10 protein-coding genes are annotated in these 12,823 nt (G+C 73.9%); 6 read left to right on the top strand and 4 right to left on the bottom strand.

Features of this window, described 5'->3' with window-relative positions:
• The first annotated feature begins 44 nt into the window (after positions 1-44).
• From PV789_RS00240 to PV789_RS00230, 3 genes are all read left to right on the top strand, one after another.
• Positions 45-1,685, top strand: coding sequence for an AMP-binding protein (locus tag PV789_RS00240; protein ID WP_274975627.1), 1,641 nt, complete (start codon positions 45-47; stop codon positions 1,683-1,685).
• Between the two features lie 177 nt (positions 1,686-1,862).
• Positions 1,863-2,357, top strand: coding sequence for a MarR family winged helix-turn-helix transcriptional regulator (locus PV789_RS00235; RefSeq protein WP_274975626.1), 495 nt, complete (start codon positions 1,863-1,865; stop codon positions 2,355-2,357).
• Between the two features lie 207 nt (positions 2,358-2,564).
• Entirely contained in the window at positions 2,565-2,798 is a 234-nt protein-coding gene (locus PV789_RS00230; protein ID WP_212642029.1) for a hypothetical protein, read from the top strand.
• Positions 2,799-3,699: 901 nt separating this feature from the next.
• On the opposite strand, the gene PV789_RS00225 is transcribed toward PV789_RS00230, so the two are convergent.
• A complete protein-coding gene (locus tag PV789_RS00225) occupies positions 3,700-5,562 on the bottom strand; it encodes a PASTA domain-containing protein (protein WP_274975625.1) in 1,863 nt (620 codons plus the stop codon).
• Between the two features lie 121 nt (positions 5,563-5,683).
• On the opposite strand from PV789_RS00225, the gene PV789_RS00220 reads away from it, so the two are divergent.
• Positions 5,684-6,646 (top strand): ADP-ribosylglycohydrolase family protein, encoded by a 963-nt coding sequence (locus PV789_RS00220; RefSeq protein WP_274975624.1) that lies wholly within the window; start codon positions 5,684-5,686, stop codon positions 6,644-6,646.
• A 78-nt stretch (positions 6,647-6,724) separates the two neighbouring features.
• Complete coding sequence (locus tag PV789_RS00215) at positions 6,725-7,243, top strand: YbaK/EbsC family protein (RefSeq protein WP_274975623.1); 519 nt, start codon at positions 6,725-6,727, stop codon at positions 7,241-7,243.
• Positions 7,244-7,499: 256 nt separating this feature from the next.
• Here the strand turns inward: PV789_RS00215 and PV789_RS00210 are convergent, their stop codons facing one another.
• Positions 7,500-8,594 (bottom strand): CU044_5270 family protein, encoded by a 1,095-nt coding sequence (locus PV789_RS00210; RefSeq protein WP_274975622.1) that lies wholly within the window; start codon positions 8,592-8,594, stop codon positions 7,500-7,502.
• Positions 8,591-9,184 (bottom strand): RNA polymerase sigma factor, encoded by a 594-nt coding sequence (locus PV789_RS00205; protein WP_274975621.1) that lies wholly within the window; start codon positions 9,182-9,184, stop codon positions 8,591-8,593. Before PV789_RS00205 ends, PV789_RS00210 begins: the two co-directional genes overlap by 4 nt.
• A 259-nt stretch (positions 9,185-9,443) precedes the next feature.
• On the opposite strand from PV789_RS00205, the gene paaZ reads away from it, so the two are divergent.
• Positions 9,444-11,480 (top strand): phenylacetic acid degradation bifunctional protein PaaZ, encoded by a 2,037-nt coding sequence (gene paaZ / locus PV789_RS00200; protein ID WP_274975620.1) that lies wholly within the window; start codon positions 9,444-9,446, stop codon positions 11,478-11,480.
• Between the two features lie 229 nt (positions 11,481-11,709).
• On the opposite strand, the gene PV789_RS00195 is transcribed toward paaZ, so the two are convergent.
• Positions 11,710-12,741, bottom strand: coding sequence for an Lrp/AsnC family transcriptional regulator (locus PV789_RS00195; RefSeq protein WP_274978291.1), 1,032 nt, complete (start codon positions 12,739-12,741; stop codon positions 11,710-11,712).
• Between the last annotated feature and the right edge of the window lie 82 nt (positions 12,742-12,823).

The raw sequence follows: 12,823 nt of genomic DNA, 5'->3' as shown, positions 1-12,823 counted from the left end.
GCGCGGAACGCTTCGCCCGTCCCCGTCGGCCCCTCGGAGACACCATGGCGCCCAACGCCGAAGGCCCGCCCGCCCCCTCCCGCACGCGACACGTCCTGGAAACGGTGCGGGTGCTCGTCCGCGCCGGTGTGCTCAGCCCGGGACGCCCCGACAGGGTCGCCCGCCAGCTCCGCGCGCTGCGCGTGTGGGGCGCCACGATCGCCGGGGGCTACGCCGCCGCGAACGAGCGCGTGCCCGACGCCCTCGCGGTCGTCGACGAGCGGGGTCCCACGACCTTCCGCGAGATGAACCTGCGCGGCCGCGAGCTGGCCCGGGACCTGCGCCGCACGGGTGTGGGCGCGGGTGCGCGCGTGGGCGTGCTGTGCCGCAACCACAGCGGTTTCGTGCAGACGATGGTGGCCTGCGGGCGCCTGGGAGCCGACACCGTGCTGCTGAACACGGGGCTGTCGTCGGGTCAGCTGGCCGGGACCGTGCGGGACAACGGGGTGTCGGTGGTCGTCGCCGACGCCGAGTTCGAGGGGATGTGCGCCGAGCTCGGTCCCGGTGTCGTGCGGCTGACGGCCTGGGGGGAGCCCTCCGACGGGGGCTCGGGGCTGCCGTGGCTGGCGCGGGAGGTCTCGGAGGCCGACCCGGAGCCGCCGGAGCGCCCCGGTCGGCTGGTCGTGCTGACCTCGGGGACGACGGGCACGCCCAAGGGGGCGCGGAGGCCCACTCCGAGGGGTCCGCAGGACGCGGCGTCGGTGCTGTCGCGCATCCCGCTGCGCTCCTCGGACCGCATCCTGGTGTCGGCGCCGATCTTCCACACATGGGGGCTGGCGGGTGTGCAGCTGGGCATGTCGATGCGCGCCTGTCTGGTGATGAGGCGGCTGTTCGAGCCGGAGGACGCGCTGCACACGGTCCAGGAGGAGCGGTGCACGGCGCTGTTCGCGGTGCCGGTGATGCTGCGGCGGATCATGGACCTGCCCCGGTCCACGCGCGAGCGGTACGACACGTCGTCGCTGCGGATCGTGGCGTGCAGCGGCTCGGCGATGAGCCCGCAGCTGATCACGGGCTTCATGGACGCGTTCGGTGACGTGCTCTACAACCTGTACGGGTCGACCGAGGTGTCGTGGGCGACGATCGCGACGCCCGGGGAGATGCGGCTGTCGCCGACGACGGCGGGCCGTCCGCCCCTGGGAACACGGATCGCGGTCCTGGACTCCGGTGGGGCGGAGGTGCCTCCGGGGACGGAGGGGTCGATCCATGTCGGCAACGACATGCTCTTCGACGGCTACACGGACGGTCGGAGCAGGAGGGTCGCGGACGGGTTGATGGAGACCGGCGACCGGGGCCACGTGGACGCGAGCGGGCTGTTGCACGTGGCGGGGCGGGACGACGACATGATCGTCTCGGGTGGGGAGAACGTGTTCCCCCGGCCGGTGGAGGAGGCGATCGTGACGCTTCCCGAGGTGCGTGAGGTCGTGGTGACGGGTGTGCCCGACGAGGAGTTCGGGCAGCGGTTCGCGGCGTACGTGGTGCCGTACGAGGGCGGGGGAGTGGACCCGAACCAGGTGCGGATGCACGTGCGGCGGGTGCTCGGGCGGTTCTCGGTGCCGCGTGACGTGGTGGTCGTGGACGAGTTGCCGCGCAACGCCACGGGCAAGGTGGTCAAGCGCCTGCTGCCCCGTCAGGAGGAGCGCGGATAGGCCGGTGGGTTCTCGTGCCCGTGCGACGGCGGGTGACGGCGGGGACTCCGGGACGCGGTGAAGGCGCCCGTTCCGACCTGCGACGACCCCGTTCGGCGCACATGGGGAACCCCGTACCACTTTTCTTTGTGCGCAAGGTAATTGCGGGCTTTGGAAATCGGGCGCGGGGTAACTACGATGGTGGCGATGGCCGACCGATCCCCCGCCCCCGCGGGCGGCTTCCCTCTTCCCGCAGTGGACGAGCAGATGTGCTTCGCCCTCTACGCGGCCTCGCGTGCGGTCACCAACCTGTACCGGCCGCTGCTGGAGCCGTTGGGGCTGACCTATCCCCAGTACCTGGTGATGATGCTGCTCTGGGAGCGCGGCGAGTGCTGGGTGAAGGACTTCGGTTCCGTGCTCCAACTGGACTACGGGACCCTCACACCGCTGCTCAAGCGGCTGGAGGCCCGGGGACTGCTGGTCCGGGGACGCGATCCGCGGGACGAGCGCTCCGTCCTCGTCGTCCTCACGGAGGAGGGCGGGCGGCTCAGGGAGCGCGCCGAGGGGATCCCGGAGGCGATCGGGAGGGTCATCGACCTCCCCGAGGAGGAGTTCGAGGCCACCAGGCTGGCGCTGCGCCGCCTGACCGCGAACGTCCTCGCGGGACAGGCCCAGCTGCCCGAGGGCGGCTGAAGCGCCACGGACTCCGTCCGCCGCGTCCGCCGTCGGGGGACGACGGACGGCAGCGACGGGCGGCGGGGACGGACACCACGGGGGTCGTGTCCGTCCTCCGGAGCACGGGCGGGTCGCGGTCGCGGCCCGCCCGTCTACGTTGTCGGCCCGGGGGAGTGCTAGCCGTTCCACCCGAGGGAGGGCCGCCGTCGGGCTAGGGTTGGGGACATGTCGATCTGGGCGTCAGACAACCGCAGCGGGCAGGTCCGCGAGGCCCTGACCATGCTCCTGTCCCAGGGAGTGATTGACGACTTCCGCATCCGGCCGGACGAGGAGTTCCCCTTCCGGGTGACCGTCCCGGCCGGGGTGGTCCCGATGACCGAGCACCAGGCCGCGCACTTCGCCCTGGGCGCGGCGGTGAGCCACTTCGGGCGCCTCGCGCGCGGCGGGGGCGGGGCCTGACAGGCTCCGGAGACCACGGTCACGCGCCCGGGGGTGTGTCCGGCGTCCCCATCCCCCGCTCGCGGCGGCGTGCCTAGTTTGCTGCCATGACGACGCACGATTTCCTGTCGGGCCCGGCGCGGCGGGGAACCCCCACACCACCCGGCGCTGGTGACTGGCCAGGCACCCGTAGAGGTTGCGGGTTCCCCGTCAGCCCCTGGGGGGTGGGTGGTCGTGGTGGGCACTGGCTCCGAGGTTCAGTGCTGGGGGCGGGGACCGACTGAGAGCAAGTTCGCCCGGCGAACTTGCCGAAGGAGATCCCTGCACGCCGATCATTACAGGTGCCTGGTGGGCGTCACGAAGGGGTTCGGGAGGTCGCCGGTGGGAACGCCCACCGGGAGTCTCCCTCAGCCCTCCGTGAGCGGGGGTACACGGTTCAGACCAAGAGCGGCCATGAAGCCCCGCGCGTGACCGCGCGTCGTAGGGGGTCCGCAAGTTGTAGAGCGTCGCTGCGTCAGCAACCAGGCACCCGTAGAGCCCGGGCTGGCGGGAAGGTCTCGGGGGGTTGACGTAGAGCCCGCCGGTGACGGCAACCAGGCGCCCGTAGAGCGCTCAGCGGCGGTGCGCCGTAGGGGGTTGGGGTGGCATGTGCGGTGGCCGTTCACCCGTGGGGGTTGACGTAGAACCTGCTGGCAAAGGCAACCAGACACCCGTAGAGCCCGGGCTGGCGCCGGGTGCAACGGGGCTGGCATAGGGCGCGGCGGAGCGTACCTGCTCTGGCCGGGGTACGGCGCCGAGGGGATCGGGGGAGACGGTGGCCACCCTGACCGGGCACGTGCGCCGGGTCGTCTACTTCTCGGCGGTCGCGGCAGGGAAGGCCGCCGACAGCGTGTGGGGGAAGGTTGAGGCCGCCGTGCGCGCCTCAGCAGGAGCCCTTGTCCTCCCACACGCCCCACTGGTCGCTGCTCGGCGGGTAGCCCTGGATCCACCAGCGCGCCTCGTACTCGCGGCCCTCGTGCTGGACGCGATCGCCGGTGTCGTACACGGTGCCCTCGCTCCACTGGGGGGCGTCGCAGGAGCCGCCGCCGCCTCCGTCGCCGCGTCCGCGGTCGTCGTCGTCATCTCCCCGGCCGCCCCAGCCGCCCTGGTCGCCCCGGCCGTCCTGTTCCTCCTCCTCGGCGCGGGGGTCGTCCTCGTCGGAGGGGGAGGCCTCCTCCTCGGACTCCTCCTCTTCCTCCTCCGGCTCCGGGCCGAGGGAGACGGTGAGGGAGACGGCGGCCTCCTCCGGCAGGATCGTGCCGGGTTCGGGGTTCTGCCCGCTGACCTCGCCGACGGGCGCGGTGTCGTGGTGCTCCTCGGTGACCTGTACGACCAGGCCGAGTCCGGCCAGGGCGGTCGCGGCCTCCTCCCGGCCCATGCCGATCAGCGTGGGGACGATGACGCCCTCGCTCACGCTGAGCACGACCGGCTCCTCGCGGTCGCCCTCCTCGCCCGCCGCGGGCGCGGTGGACAGGACGGTGCCCGGGGGTTGGTCGGGGGAGTGCTCCTGGAGGATCTCGATACCGGTGAACCCGGCCTGGCGCAGTGTCTCGCGCGCCTCGTTCTCGGTGCCGCCGACCACGTCGGGGACCTCGGAGTGCCGCGGCCCGGTGGAGACGTGCAGCAGGACCTCGGTTCCCCGCGCCACGTCGCTGCCGGGTGCGGGGGTGCTGTCGGCGACCGCCCCGGCGCCGACGGTGTCGCTGTAGGCGTCCTCGAAGCGCACGGCCAGGTCCATGCCCAGCCCGGCCAGCCGCTCCTCGGCCTGCTCGCTGGAGGCGCCCACGAGGTCGGGCAGCGCGACGCGGTCGTCCGGGACCAGCGCCCACCCGGCCGCGAACAGGACCAGGACCAGCACGCCCGCGGTGACCAGGACGGGGACGCGCCGCCACAGCGGGACCGGCGCGGCGCGCTCCTCCCCGCGCTCCGGCGGGGCGTCGGTGATCACGGGGATGGGCCGGGTGTCGACGTCGGCGGTGTCCACCGGGGCCCCGGGCAGCGACCGCAGCACCTGTTCGACCACGGTGAGGTACTGTCCCGCGTCGCGCGGGCGGTAGCGCGGGTTGGGGTCGGTGGCGTTGGCGACCAGCATGTCCAGGTCGGAGGGCAGGCCGGGGATGACGGCCGAGGGCCGCAGGGGATGGGCCTCCGGGTCCGCGGGCACGCCGGTCAGGAGCGTGTACAGGAGCCGCCCGACGGCGTGCACGTCGGTACGGGTCTCGGGACCGGCGTCCTCCTCCGCGTCGAAGAGCAGGGGGAAGCCGGTGACCCGCACGCCTCCCGCACCGTCCACCACGACCGTGTGGGGGTCGAGCGCGCCGTGCACGACGCCCGCGCCGTGGGCGGCGTCGAGCGCGGTGAGCGTCCCGGCCACGATGGCCAGCGCCGCCTGCACCGGGTAGCGCAGCCCGCCGCCGCCCTCGCCCAACGCCTCCGCGAGGGTGTGCCCCGGCAGGTACTCGCCGACCGCGTACACGTGGTCGCCGTCGCGGCCGTGGCCCAGGACCCGGGCGACCCCCGGGTGGGACAGGCCCTCCAGGGTCTGGGCACGGTCCAGGAACGCGTGCACGGCGCCGTGGTCGCCCACCAGCCAGGGGTGCAGCACGGTGACCGTGACGGTCTGGTCGCCGCCGAGGTCGTGCGCGGCGTGGACGGTTCCCGAGGCGCCGCTGCGCAGCCGCTTCCCGAGGATGTAGCGCTCGTGCAGCGTGATGCCGAAGAGGGGATCGGGAGTGGGGGTCTCCATGGGACGGATTCTATGTCCCCGTACCCTCCCCGACCCCCCGTTCCCGGTCCTTATGCGGACATGCACCGAACAGTAGGGTCGACTCGCAGCATCCCTGGTACCGAAACGTTGTGAGGCCCCTGTGAACCTCCCCTCCCCCGGAACCCGCGAGGACCGCGCGGCCGGCGTCCTGCTCGGCGCGGCGTGCGGCGACGCCTTGGGCGTTCCCTACGAGTTCGGTCCGCCGCTCGCCGAGGACAGGGTCCCGGAGATGGTCGGCGGCGGCCTGGGCCCCTACGCCCCGGGCGAGTACTCCGACGACACCCAGATGGCCGTGTGCATCGCCGAGGCCCTGCGCGAGCACCGCGACCCGCTGTCGGCGGAGGCGCTGCGGCACACGGCGGACGCCTTCCTGCGCTGGAGGAACGAGGGCGCCACCGACATCGGCAACCAGACGGCGTGGGTGATGCGCCGTGCCGGACACGCCTACCGGCGTCCGGATGTGGCCGAGGTCATGGAGCGGGCGGCGGCGGAGCGCTTCACCGAGGGGGTGCCGAGCGCGGGCAACGGGTCGCTCATGCGCACGGGGCCGCTGGCCCTGGCCTACCCGGACGACCCGGAGGGCCTGGCCGCGGCGGCCGACCGCTACAGCCGCCTCACCCACGGCGACCCGCTGGCCTCCGAGGCCTGCGTGCTGTGGTGCGAGGGGATCCGGCACGCGGTCGCTTACGGGGACCTGGCGGGCGTGCGCGCGGGCCTGGAGCTGCTGCCGCCCGGGCGGCGCGGCGCGTGGGCGAGGTGGCTGGACGAGGCCGAGGAGCGCCCGCCGCGGGCCTTCAGCCCCAACGGGTTCGTGGTCACCGCCCTCCAGGCGGCGTGGTCGGCCGTGGTACACGAGCCGGACGGGTTCACCCCGGCGCTGCGGGCCGCCGTGCGCGCGGGCGACGACACCGACACCGTGGCCGCGATCGCCGGGGCGCTGCTCGGCGCCCGGTGGGGCGCGGGCGCGATCCCGGGGGAGTACCTGGAGGCGGTGCACGGGTGGCCCGGCTACCGGGCCGGAGACCTGGCCGAACTGGCGCTGCGGATCGCCGGGCGCCGCTGAGGCGGCGGTTAGCCTGGCGGTGTCCCCTCGTCGGAGGACCCCCTCCGAACGACCTTCACGACGACATCGAGGTGTGCCATGTCCGGTGGACTGAACTGGGTACGTGCGGACGAGCACCCGGCGCTGCTGGCCGAGCCGGTCCTGGCCGCGGTGCGCGGCCGTGGGGACGCGCGTGTGGCGCCCATCGACCCGGAGCTCGCGGACACGGCGCAGTTCTGCGAACGGTACGGGATGCCCCTGGCGACCAGCGCCAACTGCGTGGTGGTCGCGGCCAGGCGCGGCGGCGAGGTGTCCTACGCGGCGTGCATGGTGCTGGCCACCCAGCGCGCCGACGTCAACGGGATCGTCCGCCGCCGCCTCGGCGCCCGCAAGATCTCGTTCGCGCCGATGGACGAGGCCACCGGGCTGACCGGGATGGAGTACGGCGGTATCACGCCGCTCGGCCTGCCGGAGGGGTGGCCGGTCCTGGTTGACGAGGCGGTCGCCGCCGAGGCCGGGGTCGTGGTGGGCAGCGGGGTGCGCCGTTCCAAGCTGCTGGTGCCCGGCAAGCTGCTCGCGGACCTGCCGGGCGCCGAGGTCCTGGCGCTGACCAGGTAGCTGACCAGGTAGGGGAGCGGCCACGCGGCCGGGCGGGGCGCCCGGCCGTGTGTCGACACGTCCATCTGCGGACTCGTCGCCTTTCGGGTACGAATGTCGACAAATCGATGTGTGGTTTCGGCGTGCTCCGCCCCCGTTTGCGGCTGGTTCCGAGCTGCTACCGAGCGGTGCGCGTCCGGTCCCGGTCCCAGTGCCGGTCCCGGTGCCGCTCCCGGCGTCGCTCCCGGCGTCGGGAGCGGCGGTCAGGGGGCGGTGGTCAGGGGGCGGCGCCGACCTCCGCCACCCAGGCGGTCTCCACCAGCACGGTGTAGTTGTTCACCCTCGGCAGCCCCTCCTCACCAGGCGACTCCACGGCAACCGTCTCGTGGTAGAGCGGCGTGCCCGTGTCGGCGTCGAACATGATCCTGCGCTCCAGGACGACGCCGTCCCCGGCGTCCTCCTCGACCAGGAACAGCTCGCCCTCGCGCCCTTCGCGGTCCCTGGCCGTGCCCGCGTACCGCACGTCCTCCTGCCCGGCGAGCGCGCGCAGCGCGGCGGCCTGCACGTCGGGGCCGACCGGGGCCTCCTCGTACAGCAACTGGAGGGCGTACACGAGCCCGGCCGCGGGGGAGGGGTCCGGCGTGGCCCCGGAATCCTGGCCGCCGACCGCCAGGAGCTGCTCAGCGAGCCGGTCCGGGGCCGCGGAGAGGCTGTCGGGCTCCACGGTGAAGAACATGCCGTTCCCGCCCTCGCCGCCGCCCCACTCGAACTCCTCGGGCCCGCTCTCGAAGAGCCACCGGAGCGGGGCGGGGTCGCCGCCCCCGTGCTCGGGGAGGCTCGGGGCGGAGACGCTGCGCCCGGACTGGTGCGGGGTGCGCCAGACCTGCTCGTCCGTCGGCAGGACGCCCCAGCCCGCCTCGCCGGTGTCGGCGTCCTGGGAGTAGGTGAGAGTCCACTCCGCGGTGTGCACGTAGGCGACTTCTCCCCCGACGGGCGGCGGGGGCTGCTCCTCGGCGGCCTCCGCCAGGGCGAGGAGGTGCTCGCGGCCCGCGGGCGCGTCGGCGGCCAGGGGGACCTCCAGCGGCGCGGGAGGCGGACCGGCGTACGCGGGCTGGACGGAGTTCCAGCCCAGGGTCCCGAGCACGGCCACGGCGGTGAACGCGGCGGCGCCCAGCGCCAGGCGCGGGGCGGTGCGCCGGGGGGACAGACCGCGGTCCCGGAGGCGGTCGCCCGAGGCGATCGCCTCGATCCGGGCGAGGTCGCGGGCCGCGGGGTCGGGGCGGACTGAGGCCGCGGGATCGTGTGCGGCGAGCATTCCGCGCACGGCTTCGGTGTCGCCGCGCAAGCCGCGGCTGGCGGGGTTACGGTTCACTTCTCCTCCACGGGAACTCGGACGTGCGTGGGGCCCGGCGTCGCCGGACGCGGTGGGGACTGGTCCCGGCGAGCCGGGGGCGAGGAGTCCAGGAAGCGCTCGATCCGGCGGCGGACCCGGTGCAGGCGCACACGCACGGTGGCAGTGGTGCAGCCCAGGGCCCGGGCCGCCTCGGCCGGTTCCAGGCCCTCCCAGGCCAGGAGCATCACCAGTTCGCGGTCGGTGGCGCTGAGCCGGTCCAGGGCGCGCAGCGCGGCGTCGCGCTCCTCCACCTGGCGGACGGTGTCGGCCGTGCCGGGGACGTTCGCGGAGGCATCGGCGCTGAGCACCTCTCCTCGGCGGCGATCGCCGCGCAGCCGGGTCCGGATGACGTTGCGCGCCACCCCGTAGAGCCAGGGCAGGGGCTGGTCCTTGGGCAGGCGGTCGTACCTGCGCCAGGCGACGCCGAAAGTCTCGGCGGCGACGTCGTCCGCGCGGTCCGGGCCCAGGCGGCGCACGGCGTATCGGTACACGTCGCCGTGGTAGCGCTCGAAGAACCGGGTGAACTCGCTCTTCGCGGGTTCCTCCGTGCCCGTGTCCTCACTGCTCATCGACTTCCTTCCGTGCGGTCTCACACCCTTCTGTCCGGTGGGGCCTCCGTATTGCAGCGTCGGAGCGGGATTCGCGTGCGCGGGCGCACGGGTTCTCCCGCCGGCGGCCCGGGGGACCGGGCCGGTCCTCCGCGCGGCCCTGTGGACAACCGGGGAAAGAGCAGGTGGGAAGCGGCGCGGTTCCCCCGGGACTATTTACTGACCGATCGGTCTGTAATACTGTTCGTCAGAGAGCACAGCCCGAGGAGAGGACCGTCCGGTGCCCGAAACACTCCAGAGCTACGCGCGGGGAGCATGGTTCACCCCCGCGGACGAGGGTGCGCCCCTGGCCGACGCGAACACCGGGGAGACCGTCGCCCGGATCTCGTCCGACGGCCCCGACGTCGCGGGGATGGTCGACCACGCGCGGACCGTCGGCGGCCCCGCGCTGCGCGCGCTCACCTTCCACCAGCGCGCGAACATCCTCAAGGAGGTCGCCAAGCACCTGACGGGGTACAAGGAGGAGTTCTACGCCCTCTCCCACCGGACCGGCGCGACCGCCCGGGACACCGCCGTGGACGTGGACGGCGGTTTCGGCACGCTCTTCAGCTTCTCCAGCAAGGGCCGCCGCGAGCTGCCCAACTCCACCGTCATCCTGGACGGTCCCCTGGAGCCGCTCGGCAGACAGGGCACGTTCGTGGGCCAGCACGTGTACACGTCCCGCCCGGGCGTGGCCGTGCAGATCAACGCCTTCAACTTCCCGGTGTGGGGCATGCTGGAGAAGCTCGCCCCCGCCTTCCTCGCGGGGATGCCCAGCATCGTCAAGCCCGCCGGGCAGACCGCCTACCTCACCGCCGCGGTCGTGCGGCGCATGGTCGAGTCGGGTCTGCTGCCCGAGGGCTCCCTCCAGCTCCTCGTCGGCAGCCACCGGGGCCTGCTCGACGCCCTGGGCCCGCAGGACGTCGTGGGCTTCACGGGGTCCGCCGCCACCGGCGCCATCCTGCGCAACCACCCCAACGTGGTCAGCGGGGGCGTGCAGCTCAACGTCGAGGCCGACTCCCTCAACTGCTCGATCCTCGGTCCGGACGTGACCGAGGAGGACCCCGAGTTCGACCTCTACGTCAAGCAGGTCGTCACCGAGATGACGGTCAAGGCCGGGCAGAAGTGCACCGCCATCCGCCGCGTCATCGTGCCCGCGGCGATGGCGGAGGCCGTCACCGGGGCCCTGACCGAACGCCTGGCCAGGGTGGTGGTCGGCGCGGCCGACCACCCGGACACGCGGATGGGCGCCCTGGTCTCGCTCGACCAGCGCGAGGAGGTCCGCAAGGCGGTCAAGGCCCTGCGCGCCACCAGCGAGGTCGTCTACGGCGACCCGGAGAGCGTGGAGGTCGTCGGGGCCGACGACGAGGCGGGCGCGTTCATGTCCCCGGTCCTGCTGCGCGCCGAGCCCGGCGCGCGGGAGCCGCACGAGGTGGAGGCCTTCGGTCCCGTCAGCACCGTGATCGCCTACGACGGGGTCGCCGAGGCCGTGGAGCTGGCCGCCCGGGGCAGCGGCAGCCTGGTGGGTTCGCTCGTCACCCGCGACCCCGACGTGGCGCGCGAGGTCGTCCTGGGGCTGGCGCCCTGGCACGGGCGCATCCTGGTGCTCAACCGCGACGACGCCGAGGAGTCCACCGGCCACGGTTCGCCGCTGCCCGTGCTGGTGCACGGCGGACCCGGCCGCGCGGGCGGCGGCGAGGAGATGGGCGGTGTGCGCGGCGTCAAGCACCACATGCAGCGCACCGCCGTGCAGGCCCCGCCGGACATGGTCACCGCGATCACCGGCCACTGGACCACCGGCTCCGAGCGGGCCGTGGGCGACGTGCACCCGTTCCGCAAGGACCTGTCGCAGCTGCGGATCGGCGACACGATCCGGTCGGCGGAGCGCACCGTCACCCGGGCCGACATCGACCACTTCGCCGAGTTCACCGGCGACACGTTCTACGCGCACACCGATGAGGAGGCCGCCGCCGCCAACCCGCTGTTCGGCGGGATCGTGGCGCACGGCTACCTGGTGGTGTCTCTGGCGGCCGGCCTGTTCGTGGACCCGGCCCCGGGCCCGGTGCTCGCCAACTTCGGCGTGGACAACCTGCGCTTCCTCACCCCCGTGAAAGAGGACGCCACGATCCGGGTGACGCTGACCGCCAAGCAGATCACCCCGCGCACGAACGCCGACTACGGCGAGGTGCGCTGGGACGCCCTGGTCACCGACCAGGACGGCGAGGCCGTGGCCACCTACGACGTGCTCACGCTGGTCGCCAAGGGCGAGGAGGGGTAGGCGCGTCGGCGCTCCCGCGCACGGACGCGCCCGCAAGCGGGAACAGCGTCGGACAGGCATGTCGGTAAGTAGACACGTCGTCAAACAGACGCGGCGTCGAACAGACATGTCGACTTCCCGACAGGCGGTGCCCCCGGCGGTGGCGTGGCCGGGGGTGCCGTCGTGTGTGCCGGGGCTCCCGGCGGGCGGCCCGTGAGCCGGAGGAGTGCGCGGCCCCGGAGGCAGCCGCTCACTCCCCGGCGGACGGCTTCCCGTCCAGCAGCGCCGACGGGCCGGGCGGCCCGAGCCGCGCCCCCTCGCGCGCCGTCCAGTAGCGGCGCAGCACGTCCAGCACCACCGAGACCCGCAGGCCCGTGATGCCCGAGAGGCGCCCCAGGTCCGCGGAGAGGAAGTCGGCGAGCCCGGCCTCGTCGCGGAACACCGCGTGGTGGATGACGGACGAGGTCCCGGCCACGACCGAGACGTAGCGCGCGGAGGGGTGCGCCCCCAGCGCGTCGGCGACGCCGCCGATCTCGCGCGGGCTGACCTCCAGGGCCAGCACCGCCTCCACGCCCATGCCCAGCAGGGCGGGTTCCACCTCCACCCGGGGGCGCACCATGCGGCGCTCCAGCACGGACTGGACGAGGCGGTAGGCCGTGGACTGGCTGACCCCGAGCGCGCGGGCGACCTCTCCCGAACCGGTGCGCGCGTCGCGATGCAGCATCCGCACCACGGACGCCTCCTGCGCGCCGAGCGGGCCGCGGGACTCATCCGACGGCCCGTTCTCCCCCGAGTCGGTGTAGGGGTCCAGCGCCCGGGAGCGCGCGGGGTCGAGCCGGTCCAGCCGCCAGGAGTCGGCCCGGCTCACCGCGCGCAGGACCAGGTCGGACCGTGTGGCCGCCACGCCCTCCACCGAGGGGATCCCGTCGGCGAGCAGGTCCGCCGCCCGGTCGCGGCGGAAGGGGTGGACGACGCAGTAGACGTCGGACCCGCCGCTGGTGACGGCCGTGAACTGCGTCTCGGGCCGTTCCGCCAGGCGGCGGGCCACCCGCCGCGAGTGGCCGGGGGCGGTGGTGATCCACACGTGGTGCGGGTGGGCGTCGGAGAGCAGCGGCCAGTCCACCTGGCCGACCACGCGCACGGACCGCTCGGACTGGAGGCGCTGGAGCCGCCGCCCCACGGTGCTCGCCGAACTCCCCACCGCCTCGGCCAGGGCGCTGACCGGCGCCCGGGGCGCCAACTGGAGGGCGGCGACCAGGTCCATGTCGAGTTCGTCCAGCACCGCTTCCGCCTTCGCCAAGACCGCTGTCACCAAATAAGCCGTATGAGATGAATGATTCCACCACTTTATCGCTGGTGGTTGA

The organism is Nocardiopsis camelliae (assembly GCF_028993595.1).
GTDB classification, from domain to species: domain Bacteria; phylum Actinomycetota; class Actinomycetes; order Streptosporangiales; family Streptosporangiaceae; genus Nocardiopsis; species Nocardiopsis dassonvillei.
This window is presented reverse-complemented; position numbering and strand designations above follow the sequence as displayed.

Excerpts from the sequence above, each read along its gene's own strand:
- PV789_RS00240 (WP_274975627.1), top strand. The coding sequence starts at position 45 with ATGGCGCCCAACGCCGAAGGCCCGCCCGCCCCCTCCCGCACGCGACAC.
- PV789_RS00235 (WP_274975626.1), top strand. The coding sequence starts at position 1,863 with ATGGTGGCGATGGCCGACCGATCCCCCGCCCCCGCGGGCGGCTTCCCT.
- PV789_RS00230 (WP_212642029.1), top strand. The coding sequence starts at position 2,565 with ATGTCGATCTGGGCGTCAGACAACCGCAGCGGGCAGGTCCGCGAGGCC.
- PV789_RS00225 (WP_274975625.1), bottom strand. The coding sequence starts at position 5,562 with ATGGAGACCCCCACTCCCGATCCCCTCTTCGGCATCACGCTGCACGAG.
- PV789_RS00215 (WP_274975623.1), top strand. The coding sequence starts at position 6,725 with ATGTCCGGTGGACTGAACTGGGTACGTGCGGACGAGCACCCGGCGCTG.
- PV789_RS00205 (WP_274975621.1), bottom strand. The coding sequence starts at position 9,184 with ATGAGCAGTGAGGACACGGGCACGGAGGAACCCGCGAAGAGCGAGTTC.